17 protein-coding genes are annotated in these 16,231 nt (G+C 62.9%); all 17 read left to right on the top strand.

Annotation, left to right across the window (positions count from 1 at the left end; genetic code table 11):
- The first annotated feature begins 148 nt into the window (after positions 1–148).
- The 17 genes from ABDC78_RS00785 to ABDC78_RS00705 all read left to right on the top strand — a co-directional run bounded on the left by ABDC78_RS00785 (position 149) and on the right by ABDC78_RS00705 (position 16,218).
- Positions 149–1,036 (top strand): alpha/beta hydrolase, encoded by an 888-nt coding sequence (locus tag ABDC78_RS00785; RefSeq protein WP_178359016.1) that lies wholly within the window; start codon positions 149–151, stop codon positions 1,034–1,036.
- A 61-nt stretch (positions 1,037–1,097) separates the two neighbouring features.
- On the top strand, positions 1,098–1,844 hold the full coding sequence (locus ABDC78_RS00780; RefSeq protein ID WP_178359015.1) for an SDR family oxidoreductase: 747 nt from the start codon (positions 1,098–1,100) through the stop codon (positions 1,842–1,844).
- Between the two features lie 136 nt (positions 1,845–1,980).
- Positions 1,981–2,457: a nuclear transport factor 2 family protein gene (locus ABDC78_RS00775; RefSeq protein ID WP_178359014.1), complete on the top strand. Its 477-nt coding sequence runs from the start codon at positions 1,981–1,983 to the stop codon at positions 2,455–2,457.
- A 72-nt stretch (positions 2,458–2,529) separates the two neighbouring features.
- Complete coding sequence (locus tag ABDC78_RS00770) at positions 2,530–3,465, top strand: SDR family NAD(P)-dependent oxidoreductase (RefSeq protein WP_178359013.1); 936 nt, start codon at positions 2,530–2,532, stop codon at positions 3,463–3,465.
- Positions 3,466–3,628: 163 nt separating this feature from the next.
- Positions 3,629–4,336, top strand: a complete 708-nt coding sequence (locus ABDC78_RS00765; protein WP_178359012.1) for a GntR family transcriptional regulator — start codon at positions 3,629–3,631, stop codon at positions 4,334–4,336.
- Positions 4,333–5,376 (top strand): ADP-ribosylglycohydrolase family protein, encoded by a 1,044-nt coding sequence (locus tag ABDC78_RS00760; RefSeq protein ID WP_218620754.1) that lies wholly within the window; start codon positions 4,333–4,335, stop codon positions 5,374–5,376. The genes ABDC78_RS00765 and ABDC78_RS00760 overlap by 4 nt, the downstream gene beginning before the upstream one ends.
- Complete coding sequence (locus ABDC78_RS00755; RefSeq protein WP_218620753.1) at positions 5,373–6,887, top strand: cytosine permease; 1,515 nt, start codon at positions 5,373–5,375, stop codon at positions 6,885–6,887. The genes ABDC78_RS00760 and ABDC78_RS00755 overlap by 4 nt, the downstream gene beginning before the upstream one ends.
- Positions 6,880–7,842, top strand: coding sequence for a PfkB family carbohydrate kinase (locus ABDC78_RS00750; protein WP_218620752.1), 963 nt, complete (start codon positions 6,880–6,882; stop codon positions 7,840–7,842). The genes ABDC78_RS00755 and ABDC78_RS00750 overlap by 8 nt, the downstream gene beginning before the upstream one ends.
- A complete protein-coding gene (locus ABDC78_RS00745) occupies positions 7,839–8,789 on the top strand; it encodes an AraC family transcriptional regulator (protein ID WP_178359011.1) in 951 nt (316 codons plus the stop codon). The genes ABDC78_RS00750 and ABDC78_RS00745 overlap by 4 nt, the downstream gene beginning before the upstream one ends.
- Before the next feature lie 210 nt (positions 8,790–8,999).
- Complete coding sequence (locus ABDC78_RS00740; protein ID WP_178359010.1) at positions 9,000–9,860, top strand: alpha/beta hydrolase; 861 nt, start codon at positions 9,000–9,002, stop codon at positions 9,858–9,860.
- Positions 9,861–9,892: 32 nt separating this feature from the next.
- Complete coding sequence (locus tag ABDC78_RS00735; RefSeq protein ID WP_178359009.1) at positions 9,893–10,768, top strand: alpha/beta hydrolase; 876 nt, start codon at positions 9,893–9,895, stop codon at positions 10,766–10,768.
- A gap of 32 nt (positions 10,769–10,800) precedes the next feature.
- The gene (locus ABDC78_RS00730; protein ID WP_178359008.1) at positions 10,801–11,625 is read left to right on the top strand and encodes an enoyl-CoA hydratase/isomerase family protein; all 825 of its coding nucleotides are present in this window, start codon (positions 10,801–10,803) and stop codon (positions 11,623–11,625) included.
- A 48-nt stretch (positions 11,626–11,673) separates the two neighbouring features.
- Complete coding sequence (locus ABDC78_RS00725) at positions 11,674–12,075, top strand: PPOX class F420-dependent oxidoreductase (protein ID WP_178359007.1); 402 nt, start codon at positions 11,674–11,676, stop codon at positions 12,073–12,075.
- Between the two features lie 68 nt (positions 12,076–12,143).
- Positions 12,144–12,575 (top strand): nuclear transport factor 2 family protein, encoded by a 432-nt coding sequence (locus ABDC78_RS00720; RefSeq protein ID WP_178359006.1) that lies wholly within the window; start codon positions 12,144–12,146, stop codon positions 12,573–12,575.
- 596 nt (positions 12,576–13,171) lie between these two features.
- Positions 13,172–14,284, top strand: coding sequence for a DNA methyltransferase (locus ABDC78_RS00715; RefSeq protein WP_178359005.1), 1,113 nt, complete (start codon positions 13,172–13,174; stop codon positions 14,282–14,284).
- A 12-nt stretch (positions 14,285–14,296) separates the two neighbouring features.
- Positions 14,297–15,346, top strand: coding sequence for an AAA family ATPase (locus ABDC78_RS00710; protein WP_178359004.1), 1,050 nt, complete (start codon positions 14,297–14,299; stop codon positions 15,344–15,346).
- The gene (locus ABDC78_RS00705) at positions 15,343–16,218 is read left to right on the top strand and encodes an SIR2 family protein (RefSeq protein ID WP_178359003.1); all 876 of its coding nucleotides are present in this window, start codon (positions 15,343–15,345) and stop codon (positions 16,216–16,218) included. Before ABDC78_RS00710 ends, ABDC78_RS00705 begins: the two co-directional genes overlap by 4 nt.
- Positions 16,219–16,231: the final 13 nt, after the last annotated feature.

Here is a 16,231-nt window from a genome sequence, read left to right as displayed (position 1 = left end):
CCCCTCTCAACAACTGGGGTTCATCCCGGATTCGCGCCAGCACGGATACGTGGTCAGCTCCTGTGAGTCGGCAACGCCGACACGCACACCACGCCCACTGTCTTGCCGCCCGAGCACGTGACGGCAGCTTCCGAATAGGTGACCCCCCATGAGTCCATTTGCCACCCGGTACGGCACGGCCAAGATCGACGGACTCGAGGTGTTCTACCGAGAGGCCGGCGATCCGAGCAACCCGACGTTGCTGTTGTTGCACGGCTTTCCGTCCAGCTCCCACATGTTCCGCAACCTGATCAACTCCCTGGCAGACGAGTACCACCTGGTGGCGCCCGATCACATCGGTTTCGGCCGCTCGGCGATGCCTACGACGACCCAGTTCACCTACAGCTTCGACCGTCTCACCGAGATCACCGAGGGCCTGATCGATCACCTCGGCCTCGACCGGTTCGCCCTGTACATCCACGACTACGGCGCCCCCATCGGTCTACGGATCGCCAGTCGTCGGCCCGAGCGGATCACCGCGCTGATCACCCAGAGCGGCAACGCCTACATGGAGGGCTTCACGCCGTTCTGGGACATCCTGTTCGCCCACGCCAAGGACCGCGCCGCCAACGAAGAAGAGGTTCGCGAGAAGTTCACCCCGGAAACCACGTACTGGCAGTACACACACGGCGTGCCGCGCGATCGGCTCGACCGGATCGCACCCGAGACCTGGCAGCTCGACCAACTAGGCCTGGACCGCAAGGACAACGACGCCATCCAGCTACAGCTGTTCTGGGATTACCAGTTCAACCTCGACGGCTATCCCGCGTTCCAGGAGTACTTCCGCACCCACCAGCCTCCGCTGTTGGTCACCTGGGGCAAGAACGACGAGATCTTCGGCGCCCCCGGCGCGGAAGCATTCCGTCGCGACTTCCCCAACGGTGAATTCCACCTCCTCGACGCCGGCCACTTCGCGCTGGAGACCCACGGCGAGGAGATCAGCGGGTACATCCGCGATTTCATGCCGCGGGCATTGGCCACGACGAAGTCGAACTAACCGGCACGGCAGGCCCACGGAGCCACCACGCAGGGCAGACAACAGAGATGAGCTCGATGTCATGACATTGCTGCACGGCAAGACCGCACTGGTGACCGGCGGGACAACGGGTATCGGCTTGGCCGCCGCGCAACGCATCGCTGCAGAGGGCGCCCACGTCTTCATCACCGGCCGCAACCAATCCAGCATCGATGCCGCGGTGGCCTCTTTCGGAGCCAGCGGCACCGGAATTCGAAGTGACATCACCGATTCGGGCGATCTGGACGCACTCGTCGCGGCCATCACCGAGCACGGGCACGGTCTGGACGTCCTCTTCGCCAACGCGGGCGGCGGTGAGTTCGCGGCACTGGCGGACATCACACCAAAGCACTTCCTCGACACCTTCAACCGCAACGTGGGCGGAACACTGTTCACCGTCCAGAAGATGCTGCCCATTCTCAACCCCGGTGCCTCGATCATCCTGTCCGGCTCTACGTCCGCCTACAACGGCACACCCACTTTCAGCGTCTACGCCGCATCCAAGGCCGCCATCCGATCCTTCGGCCGAACCTGGGCAGCCGAACTCGTCGGCCTCGACATCCGAGTCAACACGATCATCCCCGGGCCGGTGAAAACACCCGGGCTGGCCGGTCTCGCACCCCCCGGCAAAGAACAGGAACTGTTGGACGGCATAGCGTCAAGCGTCCCGATGGGCCGCCTCGGCCGACCCGAGGAAATCGCCTCCGCCGTAGTATTTCTTGCCTCCGACCAAAGCAGCTTCATGACCGGCGCCGAACTGTTCGTCGACGGTGGCGAAGAGCAAATCTAGATTCATCCGCCACTCCGCGTCGCCCTTGACCGGAAACCTCGTCCATCAATGTCAGTTCAGAAATAGCGTAAATGGTGGTCACGCTTGGCCAGAGGTTGTCGCCGTCCACCGTAAGCAAGCCCCGAGGAGAACTTTGATGCCCACGAACGTTCGACCGCCGTTGCCTCCCTTCACCATGGACACTGCCGTAGAGAAAGTGCGCATGGCTGAGGACAGTTGGAACTCGCGCAACCCAGCAGCGGTTGCACAGGCGTACACCGAGGACAGTTGGTGGCGCAACAGGTCGACCTTCATCCAGGGTCGTGCGGGCATCATCGAGTTCCTCACCGCCAAGTGGGAGCGTGAACTGGATTACCGACTGATCAAGGAATTGTGGGCACACGACGGGAACCGGATCGCCGTGCGGTTCTGCTACGAGTACCACGACGCAGACCATCGATGGTTCCGTGCCTACGGCAATGAGAACTGGCACTTCGACGACAGCGGTCTGATGAGATGGCGACACGCCAGCATCAACGACCTGCCGATCGAAGAGTCCGACCGGAAGTTCCGCTGGGACATCAGCGGCGTTCGGCCGGCGAATCATCCAGGACTGAGTGAGCTCGGCCTCTGATCTCCCGAACTTGCTGTCACCGTCCACTCGGCGGGAGCCAGCTGCTGCACATCTACGACAGGACCGAGCGCGATGCAGAAGATAACGACGCCATTCGGGTTCGAGTCGACGGCCGACGAAGTGATCCGCGGTGTCGACCTCACCGGGAAGCGGGCGGTGGTCACAGGCGCAACCAGCGGACTGGGTGTGGAGACCGCCCGCGCACTGGCAGCGGCCGGTGCCGAGGTCGTGCTGGGGGTCCGTCGACTCGATGCCGGCAAGAAGGTCGCCGAAGAGCTACGGCAAACCACAGGAAGCAACGCCATCCAGGCTGCGCCAATGGATCTTTCAGATCTGGAGTCCGTCTCGGCCTTCGCGCGGGCGTGGGACGGGCCGCTTCACATCCTGATCAACAATGCCGGAGTCATGGCCCTGCCCGAGCTGCAGCGCAATGCGCTGGGATGCGAGATGCAGTTCGCAAGCAACTTCCTCGGTCACTTTGCGCTCGTCGTGTACTTGCGCAAAGCACTCGCCTCCGCAGGCGGGGCGCGCGTGGTGTCGGTCAGTTCCACGGGACACCTGTTCTCGCCGGTGGTGTTCGACGACCTCCATTACCGGTTTCGACCCTACGATCCGATGACCGCATACGGTCAGTCGAAGACGTCGACCGTATTACTGGCCGTCGAGGTGACTGCACGGTGGGCAGGTGACGGAATCGTCTCCAACGCACTGAATCCGGGTGCGATCGCCACCGGCCTCCAAAAGCACACCGGCGGATTGCGTACCCCTGAAGAGTTTCAGAAATCTGTGGGACAGGGCGCGGCAACGTCCGTGTTGCTGGCAGCGTCACCGCTGGCCGAGGGCATCGGCGGCAGGTACTTCGAGAACAACAACGAAGCCGACGTGGTGACCGAACGCTCCGAGAAGCTCGGTCGTGCCAGTGGAGTCGCACCGTACGCACTTGACGATGACAACGCGAGCCGACTATGGCGCGAGGCAACCTCCCTGATATCGACCGAAAGGTCATGACGCGCAGGGCGGTCGGCGGGTAACGATGTCGGCCCGGGAATTCAAAGTCCCCCGGGAGCCCTGTGCAGAGTATTCAGCCCTCCTCTGATCTTGCGGTTTGTGAGCCGCGCGCCTAATCTGTCCAGACAACGTGCGATCTGTCTATACAGATATGGGGAGCTGGATGGCTGCCGCGAAGTACCGCCAGATCGCGAGTGCGCTCGCCGAGCGGATCCGCCTCGGTGAGATACCGCCGAGTGGCCGGCTGCCGGGCGAGATGGAGCTTGCGCAGGAATTCGAGGTGAGCCGCGGAACGATCCGGCAGGCGTTGTCGAGGTTGCAGCAGGACGGTCTGATCGAGACGCTGACTGGTTCGGGTTCGTTCGTGAACTTCGACGGGGACCCGCTCAGTGACGCGTCGAGCTGGTCGCGGGCCTTCGCCACGAAGGGTGTCTCGACGTCGGCCCGGTTGTTGGCGCTGGGCAAAGTGGAGATGCCTACGTTGGCCGCGCGGCTGTCGTTGCCGAGTGCTGAATTCCTCGTCGTCGATCGGGTTCGCATGACAGCTGCGGGTGAGTCCATCTCCCTGGAGCGCAGTCGGGTGCCGTGGCGCTCGTCGCTGGAAACCGTGGTGGCCACCGGGCTCGTCGACGAATCCCTCGCTGCCACAATGGAAGCGCATGGCTTGGTAGCGGCAGGTGGCCGGGAGTCGATAGGTGTCGCGGTACTGGGGACCGAGGACGCCGAACTGCTCGGCCGTTCCGCCGGCGAGGCCTTCCTTAAGACCGAGCACACTATTTACGACGTCTCAGGTGCCGTGATCGAGTTCGTGACCAGTTTGCTGCAGCCCACCCACTTCCGAATCGAGCACAGCTACGGAACGGCGCCGTGAGCGCGTCGGCGTCACCAGCCGCAGCGTGTGATCGCGCGCACGGGGCCCTCGTCGGCCTCGCGGTGGGTGATGCGATGGGGATGCCGACTCAATATCTTCCGCGGGAGGTGGTGCGGGCGCGCTACGGGGTGCTGACGGGTTTCGAGCCGGGTCCGCCGGACAACGAGATCAGCGCCGGGCTGCCGGCCGGCCGGGTTACCGACGACACCGATCAGGCGGTCATCGTCGGGCGCCTGCTGGTCGAAGGTGGCGGGCGGGTCGATCCGCAGCTGCTGGCCGAGCGACTCCTGGCATGGCAGGAGCGCATGGCGGCCAGCGGTTCGCTCGACCTCCTCGGGCCGTCGACGCTGAAAGCCCTCGAGCGGTTTGAAACGGGTTCGGCGACGAATCGATCAGGTCGGTGGGGTGACACCAACGGGGCTGCCATGCGGATTGCTCCTGTCGGGATCGCCACTCCCGCTGCCGATCTGGGCCGCCTGGTCGACGCTGTGGAGGCGGTCAGCTTCGTAACTCACAACACCGGGATCGCGATTGCCGGGGCCGCTGCAATTGCGGCCGCGGTGAGTTCGGGTATCGACGGCAACACGCTGGCGGCGTCGCTGGATCGTGCGGTCGACGCCGCCGAGATGGGTGCGCATCGCGGGTACTACGTGGCCGGCGCGGACGTGGCAGCCCGCATCCGATGGGCGCTGAATCTGGTTGCCGGTACCGCACCCGAGGACGCCGCCGACTCCGTCAGCACGCTCATCGGCACCGGTGTGGCCACCCAGGAAGCCATACCCGCGGCGCTGGCGATGGCTTCGATGTTCCCCGGCGACCCATGGGAGGCCTGCCGGCGCGCCGCCAGTCTCGGCGGGGACTGCGACACGATCGCCGCGATGGCCGGCGCGGTCGTCGCAGCACACGTCGGCGCCAGCGCCTTCCCCGCCGAGGTCATCGCCGAACTCATGGCGGCCAACCCGAACCTGGATCTGGATTCGCTCACCAAAGACCTTGTCCGCCTGCGACTGACGGCCATCGGCGATGAGGTGCCTAGGTGAGCGAGCACATGGGTGACACGGTGGGCGTCATCGAATCACGCGGTATCGAGCCTGTCCCAGACGAGGAGCGCCACGGCGAACCACTCGGGTTGTTCTGGATGTGGTTCGGCGCCAACATGGGCGTACTGGGAATCACGTTGGGCGCCGCGCTGGTGACGTTCACCGGATTGAACGTGGTACAGGCGGCGATGGTCGCCGCGCTGGGGGCAGCCGGATCGTTTCTCCTGGTCGGCCTGCTCAGCACGGCCGGCAAGCGAGGTGGTGCGCCGGCGTTGACGCTTTCGCGTGCGGTGTTCGGCATACGGGGCAACTGGGCGCCGACCCTGGTGTCGTGGCTGGGCTTCGTTGGCTGGGAAACCGTCATGTGCACCACAGCGGCGTTCGCGTTGGTCCGCGTCCTGAGCCTCATCGGCGTTCCCACCGGCACTGTCACCACCGCCGCCTGCGTCCTCGTAGTGGTGATGATCGCCGCCTTTGTCGGACTCTTCGGCCACGCCACCGTCATGTGGGTGCAGAAATGGCTGACCTGGGTGTTCGGCGCGTTGAGCATCGTCGTCGTGGGGCTGTTGCTGCTGACCGTCGACTGGGCCGAAGTGCTCGACATGCCCGCCGGATCGTGGACCGCGGTCATCAGCGGGGTGGGGTTCATCGCCGCGGGAACGGGATTGGGCTGGCTGACGGCGGGTGCCGACTACACCCGCTATCTGCCGCGAGCCACCCGGTCAGCGCGGATCGTGGCGGTCACCGTCGCTGGTGCGGCCCTCCCGCTGGTGGTGCTGATCTCCACTGGTGCGCTGATGGCCTCGGGGGACGCAGAGTTGGCAGCAGCCAACGATCCCGTCGCCGCAATCGGCACGGTCTTGCCGAACTGGATGATCATCCCGTATCTCATGACCGCGGTGTTCGGGTTGATCGCCGGCGCGGATCTGTCGATGTACTCCTCGGGACTGAACCTGCTCACCGGTGGGATACGTATCCGGCGCACCACCGCGGTCGCCGTCGACGCCGTGCTCATCACCGCGGGTGGTATCTACATCACGATCGTGGCGCAGGACTTCTTCGGTCCCTTCACCGCCTTCCTCACCCTGCTGGCGGTGCCGTTGACCGCCTGGGCGGCGGTGTTCCTGGTCGACATGAGCACCCGCCGTTCCTACGACGCGGCGGCCCTGGTGGATACCACCTCGGGCAGCGTGTACTGGTACCGCCTGGGCGTGAACTGGCCCGCGCTGCTGGCCTGGCTGGCGGGAATCACGTTGGGCGTGTTGTTCACTCGCGCCGGCGTCGGCGACACCGTGTGGTTTGCCGGTCCGTGGGCGTCGACCTGGGTCGGGCAGAACTCGCTGGGCTGGCTGGTGGCCGGCATCAGCGCCGCGGTGCTCTTCTCCGCACTGAGCCAGCTCAGCTCTCATCACTCGTCGAATGCACTGTCCGACAGCGTGATTCGACCGGAGTCAACCCCGTCCACTGCCGGCATCGTGGGCGTCGATCCACCGAGGCGTTCTCGTGGGTGACCGCGGACGGGTGATCTCGCTGGCCAGCATCCTGGTCGACCTCGCGGTCGAGGTTCCGCGCCTGCCGGACAGGGGCGGCGACGTACTGGCCGCGGGGACCCATACCGACGCAGCCGCCGGATTCAACGTCGTCGCCGCCGCCGCACGTCACGGCGCCTCGTGCATCTATGCCGGGCCGCACGGCACCGGGCCCCACGGAGACCGCGTCCGAGCCGCACTGCGCGCCGAAGGCATCCCCGCAGCGTTCCCCACCCGACGCGACGGCGATACCGGATTCTGCATCGTGCTGGTCGAACCGGACGGAGAGCGGACGTTCATCACCACTCCTGGCGCCGAATCCATCGTGCACATAGCAGATCTCGACGACCTCGACGTGCGAACCGAGGACCTGATCGCCCTCTCGGGCTACGACTTGGTCTACGCCGGCAGCGGACCGGTGATCGCCGAGTGGCTGACACACCTCGAACGGGGCACCGTCGGTCCGCGAGTCCTGCTCGACCCCGGACCACTGATCGCCGACATCCCCGCAGAGGTGTGGTCGCGCGTCCTTCCCCGTCTCGACGTCCTGACGTTGAACCAACGCGAGGCGCGCATCCTCGCCGACGCCGATGACGCCCACCACACCGATCTGCTGGCGGCGGTGCTGAGTCAGCCGGGCATGTCCGGCGACCTCGCGGTGGTACTGCGGGAAGGTCCGCACGGATGCCTGGCCACGGGCGGACCACTCGCCGACTCCGTCGTGCACATCCCCGCACCGCAGGTCGGCACGGTCGTCGATACCACCGGAGCCGGGGACACCCACACCGGCGTGCTCCTCGCCTGTCTCGCACGCGCTGAAACCCTCACCGCTGCCCTCACCGCGGCCACCGAGGCGGCCAGTAGCTCGGTGACCACCTCGGGGCCGGCGACCGCACCCACCAGCGATACGACAAGGGAATCAAGCCCATGCCCATGAGCTTCGACCTGGATGAAATCGAGCCCGACGAGCGTGAGCCTGCGCTACGGGAACTGCTGCAGCAGAACCCGGTGCCGATCGACGTGTCCACCATCCCCGTCGACGAACTGCACGTGTCCACGACAGCGGACTATTTCGGCCGGCTGTTCATGGTGTCGTGCCACGGCCGCGGCGCAATGGTGCACCGCGGCGCGCAGCGCGTAGACGAGGACCACGAACGCACCATGATGTTGTCGGTCGTCACCTCCGGCACTTCGGTGTTCCAACACAACGACACCATCACCGACGCCAGCCGCGGCGACGTCGTTCCGTACAGCTCAACACAGCCCTACAGCGCCACTTTCGACAACGTGGCCAAGCACACCTTCATGGTCGACTACGACGCGCTAGAACTACCGGAAGGCGTGCTGGATTACCAACTGGGACAATTGATCAACCGCGGTCACACACTGGGGTCGATCGTGGCCCGCTATCTGGTGGACCTCGGCTCGCACGCAGTGTATCTGCCCGATGCCGAACGCCAGGCTTTGGAGCGCCCCACCCTGGAGATGCTGCGCGCACTGTTCGCCGTCACGGCCGGCGACGACTACCGCGCCCGTGAGCCACTGCACGAAAGCCTCGGCGTGCGGATGATCGAGTATCTGAAGATGCACCTGCGCGACCCGGATCTGAACATGGCGCGACTGGCCAAAGAGCACGGTATTTCCGAACGGTATGCCTATCTGATCCTGTCCAAGCACGGCATCACCCTCGGCGACTGGGTGCGCAGCCAGCGCCTCGAAGGCGCTGCGCGCGAACTGATCCGCGACGACGGCGCCACACGGACGATCGCCGAGATCGCCCACAGCTGGGGCTTTCCGGACCAGGCCAACTTCACCCGCGCGTTCCGCCGACTCTTCAGTGAGAGCCCGCGCGAGTATCGCAAGAACCATCTCGGTTCTGTCTGACCGTCCGTCCTGACAGGCAACGACCGCCGGCCAAGACCTGACGCGGGTGCCTTCTACGACGCACGGTTCATGCCGTCGTCACATCCGAATGAGCACCACGGTGTGCACGAAATGCACGGTTTCAGTGCACATTTGATCAATACAGACTGACCGCCCGTCCAATAGCGTTTTCACCAACGCCCACCACGCCAACCCGAGGGAGCACACCCGATGTCCGGAAAGCACGAAAACCAGAACGTCACGCAATGGGAACTCGCCGAAGTCGAACGCGCCAACGCGTCGGGCCTGCGACCCGTGGTCTTCGTGCACGGCCTGTGGCTGTTACCGAGTAGTTGGGACGGCTGGCGCAACCTGTTCGAGGAGAACGGCTACACCACGCTCGCGCCGGGATGGCCCGACGATCCCCGTACCCGGCAAGAGGCCTACGCCAACCCCTCGGTGTTCGCGGGAAAAGACGTCCAGACCGTCACCGATCACTACCTGGCCGTCATGTCCGGGCTGCGGCAGAAGCCCGTCGTCATCGGGCACTCCTTCGGCGGCTTGATCGTCCAGAAGATCGCCGATGACGGCGCAGCCGCCGCGACCATCGCTATCGACAACGCGCCCATCAAAGGCGTTCTTCCGCTACCGTTCTCGGCGCTCAAGTCCGGCTTCCCGGTGCTCAAGAACCCCGCCAACCGCAAGAAGGCGATCACGTTGACCTTCGAACAGTTCAAGTACGGATGGGGCAACAACCTCTCCGAGGCCGAAACCCGCAAGCTGTACGACACCTACCACGTGCCGGCCTCCGGCATGCCACTGTTCCAAGCGGGTTTGGCCAACTTCAGCTTCAGCAAGGCGTGCAAGGTCGACGTCAAGAACCCCAACCGCGGTCCGCTGCTGATCATCTCCGGAACCAAGGACACCACCGCACCCAAGGCGTTCACCTACGGCAGCTACAAGAAGCAACTCAAGAACCCCGAGACGACCGAGTACGTCGAGGTCGAAGACCGCGGACATTCGCTGGTCATCGACCACGGCTGGCCCGGCGTCGCGGACGAAGCACTCCAGTTCGCCAAGCGCTTCGCCTGAATCCGCCGAGCCGAAGCCAGGAAAGGAGCGAGATGACCACTGCCACAGACAAGACCACCGCACTCACCGCACCGAATCAGACCGTCGACGTCGACGGCCGCACATTGGCGTACCGCACGTTCGGCACCGGCCCGAACCTGGTGCTCTGTATTCGACTGCGCGGCACCATGGACAGCTGGGACCCCCTGTTCCTCGATCAACTCGCGGAGCGTTTCACAGTCACTGTGTTCGACTACTCGGGACTGGGCTACTCCACCGGCGACCCAAGCTATGGCAAGACCGAGATGGCCAAGGACGTCAACGATCTCGTCGACGCCCTCGACCTGGGCCGAGTCATCATTGGCGGATGGTCACTGGGCGGATTCGCCGCAATGGTTTTCACCGCTCTGCATCCCGAGAAGGTCAGCCACGTGCTGGCCATCGGCACCATGCCGCCGGGACTGATGGTCAAGCCATCAGAGGACCTGTTCTTCCCCACAGCCATGAAACCGGTGTACGACGCCGAAGACGAGTACATCCTGTTCTTCGAACCCAACTCGACGCGCAGTCGGGCCCTCGCCGACGCTTACCTGGCGCGGATCGCCGAACGCGGTGAGATCACCGACTTCGCCACCCCTGCCGAAGTTTTCAACACTTCCCTGATCGCCTCCGCCGACCCGACCACACCGTTCCCTGACCCCGATGGCGCCTACGCGCAGTTCTTCGCCACCACGGACATCCCGGTGTTGGCACTGTCGGGTGACCACGACCTGGTGTTCCCGGTGGAGAACTGGTACGCCGTCAACGACACCTGGCCGACCCTGTTCGTGGCCACCTGGCCCGACAGCGGGCACGGACCCCAGCACCAGTACCCCGAGATGAGCGCCGACGTCATCGCCAGCTTCGTCACCCACACTCCAGCCCCCTGAGATCCGATCAGTGTCGCGAAAGAAGCCGCACCATGCCCCTTTTGACCATCACCGAGCCTGTGCCCGGATACCAGCACGTCGTCATCGACAACCCGCCGCTGAACCTGTTCGACCCCGACCTCGTCGGTGAGCTGAGTGCAGCGCTCAGCGCTTGGGAGGGTGGGGGCTCGGTGAAGGTCGTGGTCTTCGAGTCCGCCAATCCCGACTTCTTCATGGCCCACGTCGACCTGCTCCGCGCCGACCAGTTCGACCGCAACCCACAACCGACCACCGGGCTGGCGCTATGGCCCGACATTGCCGTGCGGCTCGAGGTAGCGCCGTTTCTCACGGTCTGCTCGATTCGCGGGCGCGCCCGCGGGGTCGGCAGTGAGTTCGCCCTGGCCTGCGATCTGCGGTTCGCCAGCCGGGAGGAGGCGATCCTGTGTCACCCGGAAGTCGGCTTCGGTTTCATCCCCGGCGGTGGCGGAAGCGAGCGCCTCGCCCTCAGCACCGGACGCGCTCGCGCACTGGAGATCATCATCGGCGCACAAGATTTCGACGCCGATACTGCCGCCGCCTACGGGTGGATCAACCGTGCCCTGCCCGACGCCGAACTCGACCAGTTCGTCGACGCCCTCGCCCGACGTGTGGCCGGCTTCGACCGGGCCGCCATCGCCGCCGCCAAAGAGACGCTCAACTCCCACAGCGGCTTACCCGACATCGCGTGGTTCACCGCCACCGAGGACCGCTTCTACCAGTTGCTCGCCGACCCTGCCGTACAGCAGCGGATCGCCGGGTTCCTCGGCGCGGGAATGCAGCAACCCGGTGATTTCGAGCTGTATCTGGCCGACAGGATCACGGCGTCAGACCAAACCTGACACCAATCCATCTGACGACTCACTACGCCAACAGGGACCACCAAAGCCATGGCCGCCTTCACTGATATCGCACGATCCCGGAATATCCTGCTGACCACGTTCACCAAGGACGGCCGACCCAAGCCGACCATCATCTGGGCCGCCCCCGACCGGGACCGACTTCTGGTGATCACCGAAGCAGACTCCTGGAAAGTCAAGCGGATCCGCAACAACCCACACGTCACCGTCGCCGCCAGCGACCGCCGCGGCCGCCCAAAAGGTCCACCCGTCGACGCGACGGCAACAATTCTTGATCCTGCAGAGACAGCACAGGTCTACGCCGCCGTCGCCCGCCAGTACGGCCCGCTCGGCGCACTGTTCCAGTTCTTCAGCAAGCTGCGCGGCGGGATGCGGCGCAACGTCGGTATCGCCCTCGTGCCGACCGACCGGCCAGCCGGCACGAACTACTGAACGAGCACACGCCCGCCCATGCGGTCGCCGAATCCCTACCCAACAGTCGATTGAAGGAGAGAACCGCCATGGAAACAAACACATTGGCGCATCTGCTGTCCCGCTACTACGAGGTGCTGAACAGTCACGATCTCGACGGCATCACCGAGGTGCTCACCGAGAATGCCGTGTTCGACGATGACTTCGTCCCCGGTGCTGTGTTCCACAGCGCTCGCGAGGTGCGTGAGGTGTTCAGCGCGATGTGGCATGCGTTCCCCGACCTGACATTCACCATCCTCAACGGCCCGCTCTTCGGTGATGCCGCTGGCCAATCGATGGTGCACGGCCGAATCACCGGAACCCTCACACAGGCACTCCCGGACTTCGGACTGATCAACGTCGGCGGCGGGATCGACCAGGAGTACATGGCTCTGTACTCAGCATCCGGCACCCAACTGTCCTACGTCCGCGTGTGCCTCGACCGCTCGGTGACCGCCGGCCAGCTGGGCTCGCACGGATAGACGTTCGGCATCCGCGCGGAGAGCGCCGGCTCACCAACCTTCCCCATCGAGTCGCCGCCGCCGCCGAACGATTCAACAGCCGTCAAGCGGATCTCATCGGGATCAACACGTCGGAGACCGGCCAGACACATCCTCGCTGTTGCATTGCACAGCACGTCACGGTTGGTGACCGCACCCTGCGGAGGTATCTCGTCTTCGCCGATGTCGGGACGCATGGTTGGACGGTTGGTTTGCAGTTCGCGTGCAAGTCGCCGCCGCGGACGTCGTTCGTCAAACCAGCACGGCTAGCTTCTACCTGCGCGTATCGAATCACTCGCGACGGCTTGCTGTCGCCATAGCAACACCACTGTCGAGATGCAGCGAAGATGACAAGGCACGCCTGGATACTTTGACAAGACTGGAGAGTGTCGCGAGAGCTTGTCAATCTTCGCTGCAAAGCGGCAGGTCAGAGCATTCTGCATAGATCGCTGCGCGAGAGCGGGTGCGCCAAGCTGCGCCCTCCTGCGCACTGTGCAGAAGCACCGCAAAAGAGTTTGACGTCGGCGTGTCGGCAGCAGTTGGCTGCCGCTGATATCGCGTATGAGTAGGGTTGGAATGTGAACCTGCAGGGGGTAGACCACGCGGTCATCGACGAGCAGTACAGACCCTCATCGCTTCACGAACTTTCCCCATACCTCGGGAAGATGAGACCCGAGCTCGCGGCATGGGCCGTCGATGCATCCACAGACGTAGGTAGCCGCATCTACGATCCCTTTTGCGGTTCAGGTACCGTCCTCGTGGAGGCGCAGTCGCGTGGACGGGTTGCGGTCGGTAGCGATCTGAATCCCTACGCGGTTCTTCTTTCAAGGGCCAAAATGAGCGCTTTCGAAAAGTCGCTGCCGTCGAGCGGCCACGAGTTCGTCGAAAAGTACCTCCCGCGTGTTAAAAACCTCAGGCCAGAGGTGTCGCCGGCCGGTCTGAGTCAAGAGCTGCGAAACATGTATCACCCCGAAACCTTGATTAGTTTGCTGACTTGGGTCCGAATCTTGCGGGACGAAGGCGACGACTTTGGTCTCGCCTGCTTGCTCGGAATAGCTCACCATCAACGTCCTGGGTTTCTTTCCTATCCGGCGAGCCATACTGTGCCCTACTTAAGGGACAAATCGTTCCCAAGGACGCTATTCCCAGAGCTGTACGAGTATCGTGACGTCGAAACGCGTTTGGCGCGGAAAATTGACCGCGCGCTCAGGCGCTTACCTAATCTCACGGCCGCTCCGCAGTCAGGAGCGGTGTTGCACGGGCATTCTGGAGAGCTTGACGAAGACTCCACGTTCGATGCCATCATCACTAGCCCTCCCTACATGGGTCAGCTGCACTACGCACGGGATAACCGCATTCGACTCGAACTGCTTGGATATGCAGACTGGCAAAGTCTAGACAGCGCGGTGTCTCCGCGCTTAAACGTGTTCCTTGAACGATCTGTAGCGTGGCTCGCCGACTGGTCTCGGCTGTTGAAGGCGGGCGGGACGCTAAGCATCCTTGTAGGCGACAAGACGAACACAACTAAGCGCCCGTTCGCGGAGTTGGTTGCAAGCCTAGTATTGGATAGCGGCTCGTTCTTCCAGGAAATAGGAAGCCGCGTAAGCCCAATCCCCAGTCGAAGACGAGTCCGCAAAGGATGCGAGGGCAGTAGTTCTGAGCTCCTCCTGCAATATCGTATGGTCAAATAGTCTGGAGACAAAGTGCAGAGCATTGCCATGTTCAATAACAAGGGTGGCGTGGGGAAAACGACTCTAACCTGCAACTTGGCGTCTTTCTTAGCAACAGAAAGAGGCAAGAAGGTAATCGTCGTAGACTGCGACCCTCAGTGCAATAGCACCCAGCTAGTATTGGGTGTAGAGCCTGCGGCAAAATTGTATATGAATGCGCGCGAGAGTACCTCGACCATATCCGATATTCTTGCTCCCATTGATACTGGCGAGTCGGACATAAACGATGATATAAATGTTCTGCGGGCAGTCGATAATCGCTTCGGCGTCGATTTAATTGCGGGCGATCCGCAATTTGCAATCACCGAGGACCGACTTGCCGACGCGTGGAAATCACTAACCGCAATGGACATCGAGGGATTTCGTCGAACCTCATGGAATTCGGCCCTGCGAGCAGTACTGAATGAGCGCGGTTACGATTACGCCTTCTATGACATTGGTCCAAGTCTGGGGTCAATCAACAGATCAGTACTTGCTGGCTGCGACAATTTTCTCACACCCCTGAGCTCGGACATTTTTAGCATCATTGGCATCCGAAACATTTCAAACTGGCTTAGCAAATGGATAAATGGTTATACCCATTCTTGGCAATCTATCGAGCCGGGACTGAGGAGTCAGTGGCTCACCCAATTCCCCCACATAGAGCCACCCAGAATTGGTAGCGGATATGTTGGCTACATCGTTCAGCAATACATTACAAAGTCATACGGAGGCAACCGCCGAGCGACGACGGCGTACGAGAATATTAGGACGCTGGTTCCAAAGCAGGTCGAGGAATCTTTGACGCCTTTCCTTCCGAGCGCCCTGCAAGCCGATCAGGAGCAACTCAACCTTGGCGACATACCGCATCTGTATAGCCTCGTCCCGCTAGCGCAGAGTAACGCCGTGCCGATTTCGGGACTTACCTCTAAAGATGGCCTCGTAGGTTCTCAGTACCGTCAGCAGGAGTCCTACAGGGCAATGATCAGCAAGGTCGCAGACGCCTTCCTGGAGAACATGGAATTGGCGAGTGCGGAATCATGACCATCGCATGGGACCAAGCGCTGGTCAACGAACTCAGTGGACGACGGGTAATCCCGTTCCTAGGTGCCGGTGCCACCATGGCCTGCGCTCGACGACGGGCTGCAGGCATGCTTGATTCGACTCCGTCCTGGCCGCTCTTGCTGCAATTGCTGGCCGAAGCAGCGAGCTGCTCGCCCGACGATCATCGGTACGTAGAGGAACTTTCGGAAAAGGAACGGTATCTTGATGCGGCGCAGGTAATTCGGGCCAATCTGAGAACGCAAGAGTACGGACGCGTACTGGCGGACGAGTTCAAGAATCTCGAGACCGGCGCGCTCCACGAGGCAGTCCTCCGGTTGGATCAACGTGTAGTCATGACGACAAATTACGACTCAGCGTACGAGGACCTTTGCGTGCAAGGACAGGCCCGCGATGGGTACTCCGTGCTGAACTACTACGATCCTGGACTGGTCAATCGACTCCGCTCGCCCACGCGCCTCATTCTCAAATTGCATGGGTCCGCCAAGCATCCTGAGCGGACGGTGCTAACCAGGTCGGAGTACTTTAAGGCAAGAGCTGAGAATCCTAGGTTCTTCTCACTGGTCCAAAGCCTATTTGCGACACACACTCTGTTTTTTATCGGCTACAGTTTGTCGGACCCTGACATTCAACTGCTTCTAGAGAATACAAATGTTGGGGGCGACGAGTTATATCGCCACTACGCTGTGGTCCCGGCAGGCACACACCAGGCGGTCGGAAGGGCCATGTCCGATGCCTACGGCATCAACCTGATTGAGTACGATTCGTCCTCCGGGCATCAAGTCGTCGCAGACAGCTTGACCGAGCTCGCCGATCTGGTCGAGACCGAGCGCGGACGACTGGCAATCCCTTGACGTCCAACCCGAC

Origin of the sequence: Mycobacterium sp. DL (genome assembly GCF_039729195.1) — a bacterium.
GTDB classification, from domain to species: domain Bacteria; phylum Actinomycetota; class Actinomycetes; order Mycobacteriales; family Mycobacteriaceae; genus Mycobacterium; species Mycobacterium hippocampi_A.
The sequence above is the reverse complement of the archived record's forward strand: the minus strand, read 5'-3'. Positions and strand labels throughout refer to the sequence as shown.